This is a genomic window from Pirellulimonas nuda (assembly GCF_007750855.1).
GTDB classification, from domain to species: Bacteria; Planctomycetota; Planctomycetia; order Pirellulales; family Lacipirellulaceae; genus Pirellulimonas; species Pirellulimonas nuda.
Map to the genome: position 1 here is coordinate 6,135,769 of NZ_CP036291.1, position 18,443 is coordinate 6,154,211.

The 18,443-nt window shown below is 66.5% G+C and carries 20 protein-coding genes and 5 tRNA genes; 19 read left to right on the forward strand and 6 right to left on the reverse strand.

All coding sequences use genetic code 11. The features are described 5' to 3' along the window. The first annotated feature begins 82 nt into the window (after positions 1-82). From Pla175_RS23800 to Pla175_RS23835, 8 genes are all read left to right on the forward strand, one after another. Positions 83-466: an iron-sulfur cluster assembly scaffold protein gene (locus Pla175_RS23800; protein ID WP_145291494.1), complete on the forward strand. Its 384-nt coding sequence runs from the start codon at positions 83-85 to the stop codon at positions 464-466. A gap of 115 nt (positions 467-581) precedes the next feature. After that, positions 582-1,841 carry a cysteine desulfurase gene (locus Pla175_RS23805; protein WP_145291495.1) on the forward strand — a complete coding sequence of 420 codons (1,260 nt, stop codon included), beginning with the start codon at positions 582-584 and terminating at the stop codon, positions 1,839-1,841. A 230-nt stretch (positions 1,842-2,071) separates the two neighbouring features. Continuing rightward, positions 2,072-3,439, forward strand: a complete 1,368-nt coding sequence (locus Pla175_RS23810) for a hypothetical protein (RefSeq protein WP_145291498.1) — start codon at positions 2,072-2,074, stop codon at positions 3,437-3,439. Then, a complete protein-coding gene (locus tag Pla175_RS23815; RefSeq protein ID WP_145291500.1) occupies positions 3,436-4,596 on the forward strand; it encodes a prenyltransferase/squalene oxidase repeat-containing protein in 1,161 nt (386 codons plus the stop codon). The genes Pla175_RS23810 and Pla175_RS23815 overlap by 4 nt, the downstream gene beginning before the upstream one ends. 230 nt (positions 4,597-4,826) lie before the next feature. Further along, on the forward strand, positions 4,827-5,321 hold the full coding sequence (locus Pla175_RS23820) for a 3-hydroxyacyl-ACP dehydratase FabZ family protein (RefSeq protein ID WP_145291501.1): 495 nt from the start codon (positions 4,827-4,829) through the stop codon (positions 5,319-5,321). An 89-nt stretch (positions 5,322-5,410) separates the two neighbouring features. Next, entirely contained in the window at positions 5,411-5,800 is a 390-nt protein-coding gene (locus Pla175_RS23825; protein ID WP_145291503.1) for an acyl carrier protein, read from the forward strand. 52 nt (positions 5,801-5,852) lie between these two features. Continuing rightward, on the forward strand, positions 5,853-6,389 hold the full coding sequence (locus Pla175_RS23830; protein ID WP_145291505.1) for a hotdog family protein: 537 nt from the start codon (positions 5,853-5,855) through the stop codon (positions 6,387-6,389). Between the two features lie 58 nt (positions 6,390-6,447). Continuing rightward, entirely contained in the window at positions 6,448-7,722 is a 1,275-nt protein-coding gene (locus Pla175_RS23835) for a beta-ketoacyl-[acyl-carrier-protein] synthase family protein (protein ID WP_145291507.1), read from the forward strand. A 119-nt stretch (positions 7,723-7,841) separates the two neighbouring features. Here Pla175_RS23835 and Pla175_RS23840 read toward each other — a convergent pair whose 3' ends face one another. The 6 genes from Pla175_RS23840 to Pla175_RS23865 form a co-directional block, all read right to left on the reverse strand. Continuing rightward, positions 7,842-8,174 carry a DUF5615 family PIN-like protein gene (locus Pla175_RS23840; RefSeq protein WP_145291509.1) on the reverse strand — a complete coding sequence of 111 codons (333 nt, stop codon included), beginning with the start codon at positions 8,172-8,174 and terminating at the stop codon, positions 7,842-7,844. Beyond that, positions 8,171-8,401 (reverse strand): DUF433 domain-containing protein, encoded by a 231-nt coding sequence (locus Pla175_RS27215; RefSeq protein ID WP_145291512.1) that lies wholly within the window; start codon positions 8,399-8,401, stop codon positions 8,171-8,173. The genes Pla175_RS23840 and Pla175_RS27215 overlap by 4 nt, the downstream gene beginning before the upstream one ends. A gap of 534 nt (positions 8,402-8,935) precedes the next feature. Next, entirely contained in the window at positions 8,936-9,931 is a 996-nt protein-coding gene (gene obgE / locus Pla175_RS23850; RefSeq protein WP_145291514.1) for a GTPase ObgE, read from the reverse strand. Positions 9,932-10,122: 191 nt separating this feature from the next. Beyond that, a complete protein-coding gene (gene rpmA, locus Pla175_RS23855; RefSeq protein WP_145291517.1) occupies positions 10,123-10,389 on the reverse strand; it encodes a 50S ribosomal protein L27 in 267 nt (88 codons plus the stop codon). 63 nt (positions 10,390-10,452) lie between these two features. Next, positions 10,453-11,439, reverse strand: a complete 987-nt coding sequence (locus tag Pla175_RS23860) for a hypothetical protein (RefSeq protein ID WP_145291519.1) — start codon at positions 11,437-11,439, stop codon at positions 10,453-10,455. A gap of 262 nt (positions 11,440-11,701) precedes the next feature. After that, a complete protein-coding gene (locus tag Pla175_RS23865) occupies positions 11,702-12,247 on the reverse strand; it encodes an EF-hand domain-containing protein (RefSeq protein ID WP_145291521.1) in 546 nt (181 codons plus the stop codon). 275 nt (positions 12,248-12,522) lie between these two features. Between Pla175_RS23865 and Pla175_RS23870 the strand changes: the two genes are divergently transcribed. From Pla175_RS23870 to rplJ, 11 genes are all read left to right on the forward strand, one after another. Further along, positions 12,523-12,595 (forward strand) — tRNA-Thr (locus tag Pla175_RS23870). 99 nt (positions 12,596-12,694) lie between these two features. Beyond that, positions 12,695-12,777: transfer RNA gene (locus Pla175_RS23875), tRNA-Tyr, on the forward strand. A gap of 365 nt (positions 12,778-13,142) precedes the next feature. Beyond that, positions 13,143-13,213: transfer RNA gene (locus Pla175_RS23880), tRNA-Gly, on the forward strand. A 102-nt stretch (positions 13,214-13,315) separates the two neighbouring features. Next, positions 13,316-13,388, forward strand: a tRNA-Thr gene (locus Pla175_RS23885). An 86-nt stretch (positions 13,389-13,474) separates the two neighbouring features. Continuing rightward, complete coding sequence (gene tuf, locus Pla175_RS23890; protein WP_145291523.1) at positions 13,475-14,674, forward strand: elongation factor Tu; 1,200 nt, start codon at positions 13,475-13,477, stop codon at positions 14,672-14,674. Between the two features lie 102 nt (positions 14,675-14,776). Next, positions 14,777-14,849, forward strand: a tRNA-Trp gene (locus Pla175_RS23895). Positions 14,850-15,036: 187 nt separating this feature from the next. Continuing rightward, a complete protein-coding gene (gene secE / locus Pla175_RS23900; protein ID WP_145291525.1) occupies positions 15,037-15,453 on the forward strand; it encodes a preprotein translocase subunit SecE in 417 nt (138 codons plus the stop codon). Between the two features lie 78 nt (positions 15,454-15,531). Next, entirely contained in the window at positions 15,532-16,434 is a 903-nt protein-coding gene (gene nusG / locus Pla175_RS26320) for a transcription termination/antitermination protein NusG (protein WP_197527112.1), read from the forward strand. Positions 16,435-16,494: 60 nt separating this feature from the next. Then, positions 16,495-16,920, forward strand: a complete 426-nt coding sequence (rplK, locus tag Pla175_RS23910) for a 50S ribosomal protein L11 (protein ID WP_145291527.1) — start codon at positions 16,495-16,497, stop codon at positions 16,918-16,920. Between the two features lie 104 nt (positions 16,921-17,024). Then, positions 17,025-17,702 (forward strand): 50S ribosomal protein L1, encoded by a 678-nt coding sequence (gene rplA, locus Pla175_RS23915; protein ID WP_145291530.1) that lies wholly within the window; start codon positions 17,025-17,027, stop codon positions 17,700-17,702. Positions 17,703-17,854: 152 nt separating this feature from the next. Beyond that, positions 17,855-18,400: a 50S ribosomal protein L10 gene (rplJ, locus tag Pla175_RS23920; protein ID WP_145291532.1), complete on the forward strand. Its 546-nt coding sequence runs from the start codon at positions 17,855-17,857 to the stop codon at positions 18,398-18,400. Positions 18,401-18,443: the final 43 nt, after the last annotated feature.

Here is an 18,443-nt window from a genome sequence, read left to right on the forward strand (position 1 = left end):
CGCCCTCGACTGCGAACCCCCGAGGCTGGCCCCCGTAGCCCCGCCCCGCCTTGCACCCAACCCGCTCAACCACCCAGCCCGGATGCCCTCCGAAGAAGAGTTTTATCAGGAACACATCCTCGACCACTACGAGGACCCCTTCCACCGCGGCGACCTGCCCGGCGCGACCCACGCGCACGAGGACAAGAACCCGCTGTGCGGCGACCTGGTGCGCGTGGCGCTGAAGATCTCTCCCGAGGGGAAGATCGAAGACTGCTGGTTCACCGGCGACGGCTGCGTGATCAGCCAGGCCTCGGCCTCGATGCTGCTCGAGGAGATCCAGGGCAAGACAACCGAAGAGCTCAAGGCCTTCGGCGCACCCGAGATGCTCAAGCTCTACGGCCCCAGGCTCACGCCCAACCGGCAGAAGTGCTGCCTGCTAAGCTGGCGCGCATTGCAGTCGGCGGTCCACTCGCCGGTGGAGTGAACGCCGGGGAGCCGGAAGCGTCAGCGTCCGGAGGTTTCTCGCGCTCGACTCCGGGCGCTGACGCTTTCGGCTCCATGGTTCATCCTCCAGATCCCGCTTTCTAATCCAAGCTCCTATGCTCCCCGCATCGCTCCGCGACGACTTCCCCATCCTGCAGCAGTCGGTGCACGGGGACCGCCCGCTGGTGTTCCTGGATAACGCCGCCAGCACGCAGCGCAGCCGCCAAGTGATGGACGCCGTGCGTCGGCTTGAGGAGCACGACTACGCGAATGTCCATCGCGGCATCCACACGCTCAGCGAACGCAGCACCGACGCCTACGAGGCGGCGCGAGAGAAAGTACGGGCCTTCATCAACGCCGAGTCGGCCGACGAGATCGTCTTCACCCAGGGGACGACCGCGTCGATCAACCTAGTGGCGCGTAGCTGGGGAGAGGCCAACCTGAAGCCCGGCGACGAGATCTTGCTGACGCTGATGGAGCACCACTCCAACCTCGTCCCCTGGTTCCAGGCCGCCGAGCGGACCGGCGCCGTGGTCCGGCAGATCCCCATCACCGACGACGGCCTGCTCGACCTCTCGGGCCTCGACTCGCTGCTGACCCGGCGCACCAAGCTGGTCGCCGTGGCGAGCGTCTCGAACACGCTCGGCACCATCAACCCGGTGGCCGAGATCATCCGCCGCGCCCACGCCGTGGGCGCCCTGGTGCTGGTAGACGCCGCCCAGAGCGTGCCGCACATGGCGACCGACGTGCGGGCGCTCGACGTCGATTTCTTGGCGTTCAGCGGCCACAAGATGACGGGCCCGTCGGGCATCGGCGTGCTGTACGGAAAGCGATCGTTGCTCGAGGCGATGCCGGCCTTCTTGGGGGGTGGCAGCATGATCGACCGCGTGTACGCAGACCGCTTCACCCCGGCGCCTATCCCCACACGCTTCGAGGCCGGAACGCCGCCGATCTCGGGCGCCATCGGCCTGGGCGCCGCGATCGACTACCTGCAAGCGATCGGGATGGACGCGATCCAGCAGCACGAGCACCGGCTGGTCGAGCACGCCTGGCGCCGGCTCGGCGAGGTCGAGGGGCTCACGCGGCTTGGCCCGCCGCCGGAGCAGCGTGCGGGGCTGGTGGGCTTCACGCTCGACAGGCCGCACGCGCACGACATCGCCCAACTCTTGGACGAGCAGGGGGTCGCCGTCCGGGCGGGCCACCACTGCACACAGCCGCTGCACGACCGGCTGGGGATCTCGGCCAGCACACGCGCCAGCTTCTACCTCTACAACACGCTGGAAGAGGTCGACGTGCTGGTCGACGCGCTGGCGGCCATCCGCGAACGCTTCCGCCCCCGCGGCCGCAAACGCGCGGCGCGAGTGGCAGAGAAGTGAGCACGCGGGTCACGAGCAGGGACCCCCAATAGCCGCCGACCTACGGTCGGCGCGGGCCCGCTAGCAGTTCTGAACGCGCCGACCGTAGGTCGGCGGCTATTGGGCGCGATGGTAGCAGCAGCCACGCGCTCGCAAAATCTTTGGGAACTCTCCCCGCCCCGCGCTCGTCAGACCCGTTGGCGGCCCGATCCCGGGGCCGATTCTCTCCCCCTTTTCCGTAGAGGCACGCCATGCGTTCGACGATCTGGGCGCTCGCCCTGGTCGGCTGCTGGGCAGCAGCCGTCACCCTCACCAGCGAGTTATCGGGCGCCGAGGAAACAGCGCCCGCGGCGGTCGCGCCCTCCCCGGGGGCGATAGCGCCCGCCGAGCAGCGCCCCGCCGAACCGGCCAAAGAGGCCGCGAACGAAACAACCAAGCCCTCGGCGCCGATCGTCGCCAAGCCGGTCGCCGACTTCGTGCAGCAAGGGGTCGAGTGGCTGGTCAAGGCGCAGCACAACGACGGCGGCTGGGGGGGCGGCTCGCACGCGGCCCAGAACGTCCTCGACCCGCACGCCGTGCCCACCGACCCGGCCACCACGGCCTTCAGCCTGCTGGCGTTGCTGCGGGCCGGGCACACGCCGGCCGAGGGAGACCACTACCCGCAGGTCCGCAAGGGTCTTACGTACCTGGTTGACGCCGTCGAGAAGGCCGACGAAGAGGGCCCGCTGATCACCAAGATCGAGGGAACCCAGCCACAAACCAAGCTCGGCCGGCAGGTCGATACGGCGCTGGCGGCCCAGTACCTGGCGCGCGTCCTGCCAATGCTGGCCGAGGACGACGCCCTCCGGCCGCGGGTCGACGCGGCGCTCGACAAGTGCCTGATCAAGCTGCAGCAGTCGCAGCAAGCAGACGGCAGCTGGGGGGGCGGCGGCGGCTGGGCGCCCGTGCTGCAATCGTCGCTCGGTTGCTCCGCGATGCAGCTCGCCAAAGGGGTTGGCAAGAAGGTGGACGAGCAAGTGCTCGACCGCGCGGTGAGGTACCAGAACGGCAACGTTGATGAAAAGTCGGGCCGCGCAGACGCCAGCGACGCGGCGGGAGTCGAGCTGTACGCCTTCAACGGCGCCTTCCGCGGCAACGCGGCCGGCGCGCGGGTGGCGCAAGACTTCTTTTCCAAAGCGGTCAGCGACGGGCGGCTCGAGGCGGACGCCCAGATCAGCGAAGAGACGCTCGTCGAGGCGGGCGCCGCGCCGCAAGAAGCGGTCCGGCTCAGCGCGTCGTTCCGGCAGAACCAGGCCCAGATCGATCGGCTTGGGGACGAGACGCTCCTCAAGGGCTTCGGCAACAACGGCGGCGAGGAGTTCCTCAGCTACCTGATGACCAGCGAGTCGCTGGTCATCGCCGGCGGCGACAAGTTCAACCACTGGAACGACAAGATGCACGGCCGGCTCCAGAAGGTACAGAACGGCGACGGCAGTTGGTCGGGCCACCACTGCATCAGCAGCCCCGTGTTCTGCACCGCCGCGGTGGTGCAGTGCCTCACGACCGACCGCGACGCAGAGTTCCTCGTGTCGATGGCCAAGGCGAACGACGCCTCCAAGCTGTCGCAGGCCGGCAAATGACGCGGCCGATCGCCCGAACGCTGTCGCTTGCCCTGCTGCTGGCCGGCTGCCTCGCGGCGCCGGCGGCCGCGGGCGGCGAGGACCCCGCGGAGGCCCCGCTCCGGCGGGCCGCGGGGTTCCTCTGGTCGCAGCAGCAGGCGGACGGGTCGTGGCGTAGCCAGAACTACGGCGTCATGCGGTCGGGCCAGGCCTTCACGCCGTTCGTGCTGCACACGCTGTTGGGCGTCCCCGAGGAGGTCTGCCCGCGTCCCGCCGGCGGGGTCGACAAGGCGCTGGCGTTCATCCGCGGCCGGGTAGCGGCCGACGGGTCGCTGGGGCACGCCGACCCAGACGTGGTTGAGTATCCCGTCTACAGCACCGCCTACGGCCTGTTGTGCCTGTTGAAGGGGGGCAGAACCCCGCTCGCCGATGGGGACGCAGAGCTGGTCGCTCGGATGGCGGGCTTCCTGGCCGAGGCCCAGTTTCGCCCCGAGAACGGCTTCGGGCCCGACCATCCCGCCTTGGGGGGCTGGGGGTTCGACGCCCCGCTGGCGCCCGGCGAGCCGGGGCACATGGACCTGGCCCACACCCGGCGGGCCCTCGAGGCGCTCGCCGCGGCAGGCCCGCCGGCCGCCGGCCCGCTGGCCGAGCGGTTCCTGGCGCGGGTGCAGCACCTGCCTGACCAGGCCGGGCTCAACCCACCGGGGTTCGACGGGGGCTTCTTCTTCTCGAGCGTCGTCGCCGCCGCCAACAAGGGCCGTCACGCCGAGGCGCCCCACCAAGCGGGCTACCGCAGCTACGCCACCGCTACCTGCGACGGCGTGCTGGCGTTGTTGGCGGCGGGGGCGCCGCCGGAGGATGACCGCGTAGAGGCGGCACGGCAGTGGCTGCTGGGCCACCCCCGGCTCGATTACCCCCAGGGTGTCCCTACCGACCACCCCGAGCCCTGGGGAGAGGCGATCTCGCTCTACCACCGAGCCGTGCGGGCCGAGGCCTACGTGGCCCTGGGCTGGCCGAGGGGCTGGCAGGCCGAGATGGCGGCGCAGATCGCCGCACAGCAGCGGCCCGACGGGTCTGTCGTCAATCTGACGAGCCCGCTGATGAAGGAAGACGACCCCTTGTTGGGGACTTCGCTGGCGTCGATTGCCCTCACGCACGCCCTGAGCCCGCGACGATAGACCTCCGAGGAACCGGACGCTCGGGGGCCACTTCCGCGGGGGCGGGGCCCCTTAGCCGGGGCGCCGAACGTCGGAATGCAGGCCGAAGCCGTTGTGGCGGGGCGCCACCGGCGTTATAATCCGCATCGCTAAGATTCCCCAGGTACCCTATCCCTCCACAGTTTGGGCCCGACGCAAGGTCGACTCAAGCCGAAGGGGGGTCTGTCACGATCGCAGTGTAGGCGTGCGGCATGCGTTTTTGTTTGCTAGACGTAATTGAAAGGATCGAGGGCGATCGCCGACTCGTGGCGGTCAAGAACGTCTCTTACAGCGAAGAGTACCTGCAGGACCACTTTCCGGAGTTCCCGGTCCTGCCGGGCGTGTTCATGCTGGAGGCCGCGACCCAGGCTTCGGCCTGGCTGCTGCGGATCTCGAGCGACTACGCCCACAGCGTAATCAACCTGAAAGAAGCAAAAAACGTGAAGTACGCCGGGTTTGTGACGCCCGGCAACCGCCTTCGAGTCGAAGTAGAGGTCATCAAACGCGACGAGCGTCTGGTGACGTTAAAAGTGAACGGTTCGGTCGACGGAGCTCCGACGCTGAGCGGTCGGCTGGTGCTGGAACAATACAATTTGGGAGACGCCGACCCGGAGATGGCCGAAGTAGACGCCCGGATGCGGCTGTTCCTGCAGAAGTGGGAGAAGGCGATCTACCGCAGGCCAAAAGTGGCCTCGAGCGCCGCTTAACAACCAGCTTGGTAAACCGTGTGCGGGCACAGGCCTCCACGGGAATCTAATAGTTCAAGAGTACATCGTTACCAGAAGCGAGAAGAGACATGGCCTCTGAAGAAGAAGTGTTCGCGAAAGTCCAAGAGGCCCTTGTCGAAGCACTGGGGGTAGAAGAGGACGAGGTCACCCCGGAAGCCAAGCTTCAGGCCGACCTCGACGCCGAAAGCATCGACTTCTTGGACATCGTCTTCCGCCTGGAGAAGGCGTTTAACATCAAGATCGAGCGTGGCGAGCTGTTCCCCGAGGACATCCTCACCAACACCGAGTACGTGACCGATGGCCGCGTGAACGCCGAGGGCATCGTCAAGCTGAAGCAAAGGATGCCCTTCGCCGACCTCACGGCGTTCGAGGCCGACCCGCTGGTGCAGAACATCGGCAAGCACCTGACGGTGGGCGACCTTTGCAACTTTGTGAAGTTCAAGCTCGATCAGGCCTAACCAGCACGCTCCCTCCAGCCCGTAGCCCCCAATCAGCCGGGGCCAAAGCCTCATGCGTTGGTTCTGGGTCGACCGGTTCACCGAGTACGTCGCGGGAGATCGCGCCGTTGCGCACAAGGGCGTGACGCTGAGCGACGAGTTCATCCACGATCACTGGGGCGGCTACCCGGTGATGCCCAACTCGTTGATCGCCGAAGGGATGGCGCAGACCTCCGGGCTGCTGGTGAGCGAGCTCTACAAGTTCCAAGAGCTGGTGGTGCTGGCCAAGTTCACCAAGCTGGAGTTTGACGGGCTGGTGTTGCCGGGGCAGACGCTCAAGTACACCGCCCAGATCGGGGCCACCAAGGACATCGGCGCCCAGGCCACCGTGACCGCCCACGTGGGCGACCACCAGCAGGCGCACGCAGAGATCTTCTTCGCCAGGATGCACGCCGACAGCGCCGGGCGAGAAGAAATGCCCGAGAAGCTGTTCGACGCAGACGACCTCTGCCACTGGCTCCACGTGACCGGGGTGTTTCGGGTCGGCGTGCACCAGGACGGATCGCGGATGCACCCCTCCGAATACGGGCTTCCCGAGTACACCGGGTAAGCGGGCGGCGGTACAATCGTGCTCCGGCCCCCCAACCCCCAACCCGCCGAGCCCCCCGATGCGCAGAAGAGTTGTCGTTACCGGCGTCGGATGCGTCACCCCGCTAGGCCATAGCGTGCCCGAGCTGTGGGCCAACCTGTTGGCCGCCAAGAGCAGCGTCGGGACCACGTCGCTGTTCGACGCTAGCAACTTCCCGACCAAGATCTCCTCCGAGGTGCGCGACTGGTCGATCGGTTCGGTTGGCCTCGACGAGGCCGAGTGGGCGACCCGCGGCCGGCACACGCGGTTTGCCGTGGGCGCCGCCAAGCAGGCGATGGACGACTCCGGCGTCGCCGGCACGGTCGACCCCACGCGCATGGGGGTCTACCTGGGCGCGGGCGAGGGGCAGCAAGACTTTATGACCTTCAGCCGGATGATGGTCGCCGCGCTCACGCCAGACGGGCTCGACCTGTCGGGCTTCGTGGCGGCGGGGCTGCGCGAGTTGGACCCCGAGATCGAGATCGAGCAGGAGCCCAACATGCCGGCCGCGTACGTCGCCGCGCAGTTCGACGCCCAGGGCCCCAACTTCAACTGCCTGACCGCCTGCGCCGCCAGCAGCCAGGCCGTGGGTGAGGCGACCGAGATCATCCGCCGGGGCGAGGCGGACGTGATGATCTCCGGCGGCGCCCACAGCATGATCCACCCGTTCGGCGTGACGGGCTTCAACCTGCTCACCGCGCTGAGCGAGCGCAACGCGGAGCCCCAACGCGCAAGCCGGCCCTTCGACCTGCACCGCGACGGCTTCGTGCTGGGCGAGGGGGGCGCCATGCTGGTGCTGGAAGAGTACGAGCACGCCAAGGCCCGCGGCGCTACGATCTACGGCGAGATCGCCGGCTACGGCACCACCGCCGACGCGTTCCGCATCACCGACACCCACCCGGAGGGGCGCGGCGCCATCTCGTGCATCAAGATGGCGCTCCGCGACGCGGGGCTGAACCCCGACGCGATCGACTACGTCAACGCCCACGGCACCAGCACCACGGTGAACGACCAGGTAGAGACGCTGGCGCTCAAGCAGACGCTGGGCGATCACGCCTACAAAACGCCGGTCTCTAGCACCAAGAGCATGATGGGCCACCTGATCGCCGCGGCGGGCGCCACGGAGCTGATCATCGGCCTGATGGCGATCCGCGACAACGCGCTTCCGCCCACGATCAACTACGAAACGCCCGACCCCAAGTGCGACCTCGACTACATCCCCAACGAGGCCCGGCAGGCGCCCTGCAAGACGATCCTGTCCAACAGCTTCGGCTTCGGCGGGCAGAATATCTCGTTGATCGCCACGGCGGTGTAGCCCGCTGGCGAGCCGTCGGCGTCAGCCGCCGGAGTTTCGAGGCGCTCTATAGCTTCTCTCGTCCCCCGCTCGGATTGGATTGCATAGCCGGCGCTGTCGAGACCGAGCAGAGTCGCGAGCTACCTCGACGCCTGCCCAATTGGGACTTCGCGGTAGCCCCCGGCGGGCGTTGATTCAACCGCGGCTAGTACTGTTTCGCAATGCGCCCGAATGCGGGGCCACGAAGCCGACAACAGCACAACAATGGCGACTTTGCGCTGCGTGAGGTTCTGCTGGTACTTGAGGTTCTGATCGGTGGTGATCATGCACTCGAACCCGCTGGTTTCTGCCGCCGCGATGAGCTCTCCGTTGGAGAGTCGGGACCAGCCTAGTTCCGCGGCCGTCGCGACATCGTGACCCGAAAGAGCCAATCGCAGCGGGACGGGCGTTCCCTGATCGAAGAGGATCTTCATGACTCAGCGGTCACGCCCAAGCTGGCCGCAGCGTGGGCCAGCACATTCTCTGCCTGCTGGCGCGAGACCCCCGGGAACCAGTCGAGGAAGTCGCTAAGTGATGCCCCGTCTTCCAGATTCTCGAAGAGGCTCCGCACCGGGACACGAGTGCCGCGAAAAAGCCACTCGCCGCTCACCTTGTCGGGAATGCGTTCAACTTCTTTGCACGTGGACCAATCAATTGTCATAATTCCATTGTACCCGGACGGTAAAAGTCAGGGCAAACAGGATAGATTTGGCGACGCCGACGCCGACGCCGACGCCGACGGCCGGTCTGCCGGAAATCGGTCAGCCAAGGTCCATGATTCACGAGGCGGAAATAGCACCGAGAGCGGTCGATGAACGAATTGGGCGTCAATCAGCTATTCGAGTCTGAGGTGACTACCATCCGCGACCTTGCCTTGATCGAACTAGTTCGCGAACTCCAAGTCAAGCCATATCTAGTCGAGCGTGACTGGGACTACGGCGCTCCGGGGCAGCGGTATTCGTGCTGGACGGTCTTGGAGCACCGCTCGTCAAACACGGGTGTCGCCTATTGCGGCCAGGGGTTTGGCCCAACATTCCCATGGGGGCTAGTGTTTCTTAGCGGGCCACCCATGGGGATGGGCATGGATTGCAACTGGTACTCAAATCTGGGCGATGCGGTGCGAGAGAGCGTGGCTTGGCAGGGCGACAACCCACCGGGATACGAAGTTAACTAGGTGGGTTCGCTCCACCGTCAACTAGTCGGCGCTCGGATTGAGCCGCTCGTACGCCACCTCCAACAACCCCCGCAGCCCCTCGCCCGTCACGGACGAGAACAGCAGCACCGGCCGCCCCAGCTCGGCGGCGAGCGTGTCGCGGATCGCGGCCGCGGACGGCAGCTCCGCCTTGCTGACCGCGGCGATCTCCGGCCGGCTCGCGAGGTCGGAGTCGTGCTGCTCCAGCTCTGCGCGGATCGTGTGGTAGTTGGCGATCGGGTCGCTCTGGTCCATCGGCTCGGGCTCGATCAGGTGGATCAGCACCCGGCAACGCTCTACGTGCCGCAGGAACTCGTGCCCCAGGCCGGCGCCGTGGTGGGCGCCCTCGATCAGCCCCGGGATGTCGGCCAGAACCAATTGCCGCTCCGCGTCTACCTGGGCGATCCCCAGGTTGGGGCTCTTGGTGGTGAACGGGTAGTCGGCGATCTCGGGCCTGGCGCGCGACACGCGGCTCAGCAGCGTGCTCTTGCCGGCGTTGGGCATGCCCACCAGGCCGATGTCCGCGATCACCTTCAGCTCGAAGGTCAGCAGCCGCTGCTCTCCGGGGCTCCCGGGGGTGAACTGCCGCGGGGCTTGGTTGGTGGAAGACTTGAAGCGGGTGTTCCCCTTGCCCCCCTTGCCGCCGTGGGCGGCGACCACCGAGTCGCCCGCGGCGGTCAGGTCCTTGAGCACCACGTCGTGCTGCTCGTCCTTCACCACGGTGCCCGGGGGGACGTGGATGATCAGGTCCTTGGCGTTGGCGCCGTGGCAGTTGCTCCCCTTGCCGCCGACGCCGACCGAGGCCCGCCAGTGCTTGCGGTGGATCAACTCGCTGAGGCTGTCGACGCCGTCAACGGCTTGGACGATCACGCTGCCGCCGTCGCCGCCGTCGCCGCCGTCGGGCCCGCCGCGGGGGACGTACTTCTCACGCCGAAAGCTCATGCAGCCATCGCCGCCGCGGCCGGCTTGGACTTCAACAGTGACGCGATCGACGAACATCAGAAACCTCGAGTGACGAATGACCCAGCCCAAGAGTTCAAGCCCAAGAGCTCAAGCCCAAAAGATCAAGCCCCAATAACCAAACGCCCTCCTTCAAGAAGGGCCCCTTGGTCATTGGGGCTTGGTCATTGAGTTTTGAACTGCGTCGCTGTCTCGGCGCCTGCCTGCGGCCAACGAGCGACTGGCAGCAACTACTTCGCGCCGGCCAACTCCGAGGCGTCAACCACGTTGATCCGCCGGCCTTCTTGGTCGAACTTCACGCGGCCCTCGACCAGCGCGAACAGCGTGTAATCGCGGCCCTGACCTACCCCCTTGCCGGGGCGCCACCGGGTGCCGAGCTGGCGGATCAGGATGCAGCCGGGTTGGACGGCCTCGCCGCCGAAGCGCTTTACGCCACGACGCTGTGCGTTGCTGTCCCGACCGTTGCGGCTAGAGCCTTGACCTTTCTTGTGTGCCATTGCGGGGCCTGAGTCGAATCGTGAGGGGTACGCAGATTTGGAAGGGTAATCGAGCCCCGAAATCTACCTGTAGACCCACTGGTAAGCAACCCCTTCCTCCACCCCGTACTGCGACTCCCGCCCGGGGGGCGCCCCGAACCGCACCTCCGACTCGTGCTCCAAGAACTGGTCGCCCGGACGCCAAAAATTGAGCTGTAGCGTCTTGCGGAAGAACCGCCGCGCCGAGCCCGGGGCGTCGCGGGCCGTCACGCCGGCCGGGTCCTCGACCCACCGGTACGCGTTGGTGAGCCCCTGAACGTAGATGCTGAAGTAGTCCGTTTCTGGGTCGATCCCCTCCCAGGTCGCCACGCCCCACACCCAGGCCGCGGCGTCGTCGGGGCCGGTGGCGGGCGGCAGGGGCTTCTGGGAGATCGCGACGCTATCCAGCAGGTCTTGGCCGGGGGTTTCCCGGCGGCGGATCGGCTCGACGGCAGCGGGGATCACGCGGTCGAGGTACGCCCGGTAGAGCTTTCGGTCCGAGGCGTCGGTGTCGTGCCCTTGCAGCACGAAGTGGGGCAAAAAGCGGATCGGGCCGCCGGCGGTCACTTGGGCCTCGTACAGGCCGTCCTCAACGGGCTCTGGCGAGAGCTGCGTGCCCGGGTTCCGCACCCGGTACACCAGGTACCACACCAGCTCGCGGCGGACGGCGCCGCCCGGCTGCGGGACATCGACGTAGATCATCCGCAACGGCTTGAACTCGAACTCTAGTTGCCAGATGGGCCGCTGAAACCACACCTCCTTCGCCTTCGACGACAGGGTGCGGGTACCCGGCAGGAAGTCGGGCGTCCAATTGAGCTTTGCGTCGGAGGCCAGCTCCAGCAGGTCGTGCTTGCTGGAGGTGTCGTCGGCCCGCAGGTCGAGGGGGATCGTGGTCAGCACGCCGGGGGCGAGCACCCGGGCCCGCGCCGACGCCCCTTGGGCGCCTTGCGCCAACGCCAGCGAACCAGACGCCGCGACGATCAAAGCGGCGACGGCGAGCACCGCCAGGCGATTTGCGGTGGAATAATGCATAGACGGTCTGCCCTGGCGGCCGCGGCTGGCGCGTGTCGGAGTAAAGTCGCTGTCCCTCTAGTCTATTTGGGCGCACTGCGATGCGAAAGCAGAAAGGGGCCGAGTTGAGCCGGTATTGCCGCCGCGGGGCGGTAGGGGTTGGGCCGGATACGCCGGCGGCGGCGCCTCCGCGTCGCCTCGGGCCGCTCGGTTGGGGCGCAAAAAAAGCCCGGCGAGCAGCGGGCTGCTCGCCGGGCGACTGACGCAATGAGCCGGGTAGGGCTCAGATCTCGTCCGCGGGGGCGGCTTCCGCGGCGGGAGCGGCGGGACGCGCGGGGCGTTCGCCACCGGCGCCACGGGTACGGCCTTCGCCGCGGGCGCCACGCTCGGTTGCGCCCGGGCCACCGGCGCCGGGACCGCCGGCGCCACGCAGTTCACGCATGCGCTCAGCAAACTTCGAGAACTCTGCCTTCGAGAGCGACCCGTTCTTGTCGGCGTCCAGCAGGGTGAACAGCCGGTCGAGGTCCATGGTCGGAGCGCCGCCGGCGCCCCGCATCCCGGCGCCGCCGCCTTGGGCGTCGCCTTGGCCACGCCCACCACGGGCCCCACGGGACTCCCGCGCCTTGGCCCGCTCTTCCTCGTTCAGCTCGCCGTCGCCGTCGGCGTCGAACTCCTCAATCATCCGCTGACGGGCCTCGGGATCGCGTTCGCCGCGTCCCCCCTGCCCTCCGCGTCCACCCTGGCCACCCTGGCCACCACCGGGCTGCGCCCACACGGACGGGGCGGCGGCGAGGGCCATCACTGCAAAGAACAACGTGATTCGACTCATCAAAGAACTCCTCTGTACGAAGGATAGGGGCGGCCACGCGAACCCGACCCCGGTCGATCGGGGTCTTTGGAGAAAAGAGGTTGCTGCCTACAAGAATCAACCGCGCCCAGCCCCCCTGGTTCCGATTCATTGAAAAAAGTTGCAGGAGGCCGGCCCCAGGCCCCGCCGCCCGGAGGCCTCGCTCCGCGCCCTGCAAAACCGCTGCCATAACCTCCCTTGCGTGCTCTCGGCAGAGCGTTATATTAACCGATTCGCATAAGCTTCCGGGCCCGAAGGCTAGCGTAGCTCAATTGGCAGAGCAGCTGATTTGTAATCAGCAGGTTGGGGGTTCGATTCCCTTCGCTAGCTCCTTGAGCCACGCCAGCCTTCCGCCCGGCAGCCGGTGCGGAGCGGCGTACGGCAGCAAAGCACCGGAGCCAGGCGAGAGTATCGGAACGAGGACATCGGGGAGGGTTACCGAAGCGGTCAAACGGGTCAGACTGTAAATCTGATGGCTCCGGCCTTCGTAGGTTCGAATCCTACACCCTCCACTGGCAGTTTCGGCCCACGGGCGGTATCGGCGAAAAAAAGAGCAACAACGGCAGCCCCTCTGCTCCGCGATTGGCGGGTTGAAACGGCAGGCGGGTTGGGTTGCTAGCGAACGGTGGGCCATGGCCCCACGTCGGACCATTGGCCTGGGCCGCCAAACAAGTCACCTTAGAGGGCGTGCTGGCTGTCGGCCGGCGAGATAGACAAAACAAGAAAGCGGCGGGGAATCGATCAACGCCTCGGCGGGCAACCACCGGGGCGGCGGCAGCGATTGCGGGCCAGGCGCCCTTCGGTGGGGCGCCTGTTAGCGATGCTGCCAGAGAGGCTCGGGAGAATTGACAGAGCCGCTCTTCGCGACCGGCCCAGTGCGGGTGTAGCTCAATGGTAGAGCCACAGCCTTCCAAGCTGAAGACGAGGGTTCGATTCCCTTCACCCGCTTAAGGAGCAGTAAGGTTTTAGGCGTTGGGCGTTAGGAAGAGAGGGTTCGGGTCGGAGGCCGAAGGCGATGACGACAACGACCTTAGGCCTAACGCCTGCACCGCTGCTGTAGCTCAGTTGGTAGAGCGCGTCCTTGGTAAGGACGAGGTCAGGAGTTCAAGTCTCCTCAGCAGCTCTGGCAGTAAGTTGCGTAGTCGATAAGAGCACGTTCCGGACGATCCACTTCCACCTTCGATTCTCAGAGAGTTTTCAGGGAGTACCATGGCCAAGGACACTTTCGCGCGGACAAAGCCGCACGTCAACGTCGGCACGATCGGTCACATTGACCACGGCAAGACGACCACCACCGGCGCGATCGTCGCCGTGCAGGCCGCCAAGGGCCTCGCCAAGGCGAAGTCCTACGCGGACATCGCCAAGGGGGGCACCGTGCGCGACGCGACCAAAACGGTCACGATCGCCGCGGCCCACGTCGAGTACGAGACAGCGATCCGGCACTACGCCCACATCGACTGCCCGGGGCACGCCGACTTCGTCAAGAACATGATCACCGGCGCCGCTCAGATGGACGGCGCCATCCTGGTGGTCTCCGCGCCTGACGGCCCGATGCCGCAGACCCGCGAGCACATCCTGCTGGCCCGCCAGGTCGGCGTGCCGCGGATCGTGGTCTACCTCAACAAGTGCGACCTGATCGACGACGAGGAGCTGCTGGAGCTCGTCGAGATGGAAGTCCGCGAGTTGCTGGAGAAGAACGGTTTCCCGGCCGACGAGATCCCGTTCGTCCGCGGCAACTCCAAGGCCGCCTACGACAACCCCTCCGACCCCGAAGCCTCGAAGTGCATCTCGGAACTGATGGACGCGATTGACTCGTACATCCCCGAGCCCACCCGCGAGATCGACAAGCCGTTCATGATGGCGATCGAAGACGTCTTCTCGATCGAAGGCCGTGGCACCGTCGCCACCGGCCGTATCGAGCGCGGCTTGGTGAAGGTGGGCGACGAAGTAGAGATCGTCGGCCTCACCGAGAAGCCGGTGAAGACCACCTGCACCGGCGTCGAAGCGTTCAACAAGACGATGGACCAGGGTCAAGCGGGCGACAACGTCGGCTGCTTGCTCCGCGGTGTGAAGCGGGAGGACATCCAGCGCGGCCAGGTCCTGGCCAAGCCGGGATCGATCACCCCGCACACCAAGTTCGAGGGCGAGGTCTACGTGCTGAGCAAGGAAGAAGGGGGGCGTCACACGCCGTTCTTCAGCGGCTACAGCCCGCAGTTCTACTTCCGCACGACGGACGTCACCGGCTCCGCCAACCTGGCGGGCGACGCAGAAATGTGCATGCCCGGCGACAACGCGAAGCTGGTGGTTGAGCTGAAGAAGCCGATCGCCATGGACGACGGCGTCCGCTTCGCTATCCGCGAGGGTGGCAAGACGGTCGGCTCCGGCGTCGTGACCAAGATCCTTGAGTAGAGAGTCATGGGCGAGAAGTGACCGGAGAGCAAACAACGGTGAATGGTGGGCAGCGATCGGGCTGCCCACCATTTACAACTCTCCGGGCGCCGCTCGCCACTTAGGGGCGTAGCTCAATTGGCAGAGCACCGGTCTCCAAAACCGGGGGTTGTGAGTTCGAGTCCCACCGCCCCTGCTTGCGGGAAGGCCCGCCGCCCAAGCGGCGGACCCCGGGCAAGTCGGCCGTGCCAGCGGCTAAGGAAGAAGCGAGGGCCTCGGGACTCCTGAGGCACACACGGCGCGTCAGACGTTTACGGGCGGCCCGCACGGCCAGTGCCGCGGGGCACGGATCGGTTCAACGAAACTTTCAGGCAGGGTCACGGGTGACCGCTTACTTGCAACAACTGTTCAGCTCCGGGCTCTACAAGCGGGCGCAGGGGAAGGTGGCGCGGCAAGCCACGTTCTACGCGCTGGCCATCGTGGTTGCCGCGGGCGCCTGGAGCCTGCACGGATCGCTCCGCACCTCCGACGACCTGGGGGTGCAGCGTGCTTCCACCCCGGTGGCGTTGTCGGTGTTGGCGTTGGGTTGCTGGGCCGCGTTCCGGCTGATCCAGCTCCCCAAGTTTGCGGACTTTCTGATCGCTGTCGAAGCGGAGATGAACAAGGTCTCGTGGCCAAGCCGCGCCTCGCTGTTCCGGGCCTCGGCGGTGGTGATCGCGGTGATCTTCCTGCTCGCCATGCTGCTGTTTGGATACGACGTGGCGTGGAAATGGCTTCTCGGACTGATCCTCACCCGTTGACCCGTTATTGAATTCTTCCACGCGACGCGCCCCGCGACGCCGCGTTGGCCCATCGGCTTGTTTACCCGTTACAGCACGTTGAACGAACACCCCGAAAAGAACGACGACGCCCTGCCCGTTGACGACGGGTCGGCGACCCTGCGCGAAGCAGAGGCCGCCGGTCTGGACGAGACGGTGGCGGTCTCGACCGAGGTCGATTCCGAGGCGGTCGATTCCGACGCGGCCGCGAGCGGCGAAGGTTCCAACGAGGCGACCGAGCCAGACGGCGGGGCGGACGAAGTCAGTGGCGCCGAAGAAGACAGCGAGACAGAGGCAGACAGCGAGACAGAGGCAGGCAGCGGGCCCGAAGCAGGCAGCGGGCCCGAAGCAGACGACGCCGGCGAGACGCTGGTCGTCCGCACGGCGCCCACCGGGCCGATCGAGCTGATCGAGGACGACGACGAGCAGATCAACCTGGAGTGGTACATCCTCAAGGTGCAGAGCAACCGCGAGCGTTCGATCTCCGCGAGCCTGCAACGGAAGGTGGCCATCGAGGGGCTCGACCGGTTCTTCGGCGAGATCATGGTGCCGATCGAGAAGGTCACCGAGTTCAAGGCAGGCAAGAAGAAGGTTGTTGAGCGGAAGCTGTGGCCGGGTTACATCGCCGTGCAGATGCACGTGTGCGACGAGACCTGGTTCGCGATCCGCGAGACCTCCGGCATCGGCGACTTCACCGGCGCCAGCGGCAAGCCGACCCCGATGCAGCCGCACGAGATCGCGATGATCTTGCAGACGGAGGTCGAGGAGACCGGCGAGGAGCCCAAGCTGAACATCAAGTTCAACGTGGGCGACAAGGTGAAGGTCAAGGACGGCAACTTCGAGAGTTTCGAGGGAGAGGTCGACACCATCGACGAGTCGAGCGGCAAGATCACCCTCATGCTGAGCATCTTCGGCCGCAGCACGCCGGTCGAGCTCGAATACTGGCAGGTCGAAGCGATCTAGCCCGTCGCGTCCAGAACGTACACGCATCCCCTTTACGCACCCCCCCACGCACCGTCCGTCATGGCCAAGCAACTCGTAGGACAAGCCAAGTTCCAGATCCCGGGCGGCCAGGCTACGCCGGCCCCGCCGGTCGGCACGGCGCTGGGCCGGTACGGCATCAACCTTGGCCAGTTCGTCCAAGCGTTCAACGACAAGACGCGCGAGGCGCAGGGGATGATGATCCCCGTGATCGTGAGCGTCTACAGCGACCGGTCGTTCGACTTCATCATGAAGAGCCCCCCCGCGGCGGTTCTGCTGAAGAAGACGGCCGGGCTGGCCAAGGGCTCGGGCGTGCCCAACAAGACCAAGGTGGGCAAGGTGAACCGGGCCCAGCTCGAGGAGATCGCCAACACCAAGATGGCCGACCTCAACGCCCGCGACCTCGATCACGCCGTGCGGATGATCGAGGGGACCGCCCGCAGCATGGGGTTGGTTGTCGAGGGTTAGCAGCGACACCGCCACGGACGCGCCGGGTCGGGGACGACCCGGCCCGCGATTACGATCCAACCCGTCACGATTCACCACTCACTATTCACTACCGACCACGTCCGATGCCCACGCTCACCAAACGAATGAAGTCGCTCACCGCCAAGCGGCCCGCCGAGGCGCTGCCGGTCGACAAAGCGGTCGCGGTCCTCAAGGGCTTCGACGGCACCAAGTTTGATCAATCGGTCGAGGTGGCGATGCGGCTCGGGGTCGACGCGGCCCAGGCCGACCAGATCGTCCGCGGCTCGATCGTGCTCCCCAACGGCATCGGCAAGGTGCTGCGGGTAGTGGTGTTCGCTAAGGGCCCGATGGCCGACGCCGCCCGCGAGGCGGGCGCCGACGAGGTCGGCGACGACGACCTGGCCAAGCGGATCCAAGGGGGGTGGACCGACTTCGACGTCTGCATCGCCGCCCCGGACATGATGAAGCTGGTCGGCCCGTTGGGCCGGGTGCTCGGCCCCCGCGGCCTGATGCCGTCTCCCCGCGCCGGGACCGTGACCCCGGAGATCGCGCGGACGGTCGAAGAGTACAAGTCGGGCAAGGTTGAGTTCCGCAACGACAAGGGTGGCAACGTGCAGGCCATCGTCGGCAAGCTGAGCTTCGACGCCGCCAAGCTGACCGAGAACATCGACGCCTTCATCCAGAAGGTGATCTCCATGAAGCCCAACGCCGTGAAGGGCGTTTACGTGAAGGGGATCACGATCAGCGCCACGATGAGCCCCAGCGTGCGGATTTCGACTTAGCCAACGCCGGGCCGGCGGCGCGCCCACAGCAGCCCCGTCGCGCCGCCGACGGCAACCTATTTGCGATGACCTGTTTGCGACAGCAACCCGGATTTTGAGATCAGCTCCGTCGCGACTCACCAGTCTCCCAGCACTAGCCACCTTCTGCTTCGATGAGCAAGTTTGTCAAAGACCTGATGACCGACGACCTCCGTTCCCGTTGGAACGGCGTGGAGGAAGCGTTGTTGGTCAATGTTGTGGGCATGGAGGCCGAGGCTAGCGTGGCGTTGCGGAAGCAGCTCCGCGAGAAGCACATGCACCTGATGGTGGTAAAGAAGAGCCTCGCGCTCCGCGCCACCGAGGGGACGGCGCTCGCCGCGGCGTTCGAGGGCGCCGAGGGGGCGATGGCGTTGGTCTGGGGCGGAGACGATATCGTCTCGCTCGCGAAGGAAGTGACCAGCATCGCCAAGGCGGACGTGTACAAGCCCTTCACGCCCCTGGGTGGGGTGCTGGACGGCGCGCACCTTTCCGCCGACGAGGTGCAGCAGGTCAGCAAGTGGCCGAGCCGGACGGAGCTGATCAGCATCGTGGCCGGCCAGATCATGAGCGTGCCGTCGCAAATCGCCAGCCAACTCACCGGTCCCGCGACGGATATCGCGGCTCAGGTGAAGACGCTCATCGAGCGTCAAGAAGAAGGGGAGACGCCCGCCGCCCAGTAGCCCCAGACCCCGTCCACACCGACCGAGTTCAACGTAAAACCAG

Excerpts from the sequence above, each read along its gene's own strand:
- Pla175_RS23800 (WP_145291494.1), top strand. The coding sequence starts at position 83 with ATGCCCTCCGAAGAAGAGTTTTATCAGGAACACATCCTCGACCACTAC.
- Pla175_RS23805 (WP_145291495.1), top strand. The coding sequence starts at position 582 with ATGCTCCCCGCATCGCTCCGCGACGACTTCCCCATCCTGCAGCAGTCG.
- Pla175_RS23810 (WP_145291498.1), top strand. The coding sequence starts at position 2,072 with ATGCGTTCGACGATCTGGGCGCTCGCCCTGGTCGGCTGCTGGGCAGCA.
- Pla175_RS23815 (WP_145291500.1), top strand. The coding sequence starts at position 3,436 with ATGACGCGGCCGATCGCCCGAACGCTGTCGCTTGCCCTGCTGCTGGCC.
- Pla175_RS23820 (WP_145291501.1), top strand. The coding sequence starts at position 4,827 with ATGCGTTTTTGTTTGCTAGACGTAATTGAAAGGATCGAGGGCGATCGC.
- Pla175_RS23825 (WP_145291503.1), top strand. The coding sequence starts at position 5,411 with ATGGCCTCTGAAGAAGAAGTGTTCGCGAAAGTCCAAGAGGCCCTTGTC.
- Pla175_RS23830 (WP_145291505.1), top strand. The coding sequence starts at position 5,853 with ATGCGTTGGTTCTGGGTCGACCGGTTCACCGAGTACGTCGCGGGAGAT.
- Pla175_RS23835 (WP_145291507.1), top strand. The coding sequence starts at position 6,448 with ATGCGCAGAAGAGTTGTCGTTACCGGCGTCGGATGCGTCACCCCGCTA.
- Pla175_RS23840 (WP_145291509.1), bottom strand. The coding sequence starts at position 8,174 with ATGAAGATCCTCTTCGATCAGGGAACGCCCGTCCCGCTGCGATTGGCT.
- Pla175_RS27215 (WP_145291512.1), bottom strand. The coding sequence starts at position 8,401 with ATGACAATTGATTGGTCCACGTGCAAAGAAGTTGAACGCATTCCCGAC.
- obgE (WP_145291514.1), bottom strand. The coding sequence starts at position 9,931 with ATGTTCGTCGATCGCGTCACTGTTGAAGTCCAAGCCGGCCGCGGCGGC.
- rpmA (WP_145291517.1), bottom strand. The coding sequence starts at position 10,389 with ATGGCACACAAGAAAGGTCAAGGCTCTAGCCGCAACGGTCGGGACAGC.
- Pla175_RS23860 (WP_145291519.1), bottom strand. The coding sequence starts at position 11,439 with ATGCATTATTCCACCGCAAATCGCCTGGCGGTGCTCGCCGTCGCCGCT.
- Pla175_RS23865 (WP_145291521.1), bottom strand. The coding sequence starts at position 12,247 with ATGAGTCGAATCACGTTGTTCTTTGCAGTGATGGCCCTCGCCGCCGCC.
- tuf (WP_145291523.1), top strand. The coding sequence starts at position 13,475 with ATGGCCAAGGACACTTTCGCGCGGACAAAGCCGCACGTCAACGTCGGC.
- rplK (WP_145291527.1), top strand. The coding sequence starts at position 16,495 with ATGGCCAAGCAACTCGTAGGACAAGCCAAGTTCCAGATCCCGGGCGGC.
- rplA (WP_145291530.1), top strand. The coding sequence starts at position 17,025 with ATGCCCACGCTCACCAAACGAATGAAGTCGCTCACCGCCAAGCGGCCC.
- rplJ (WP_145291532.1), top strand. The coding sequence starts at position 17,855 with ATGAGCAAGTTTGTCAAAGACCTGATGACCGACGACCTCCGTTCCCGT.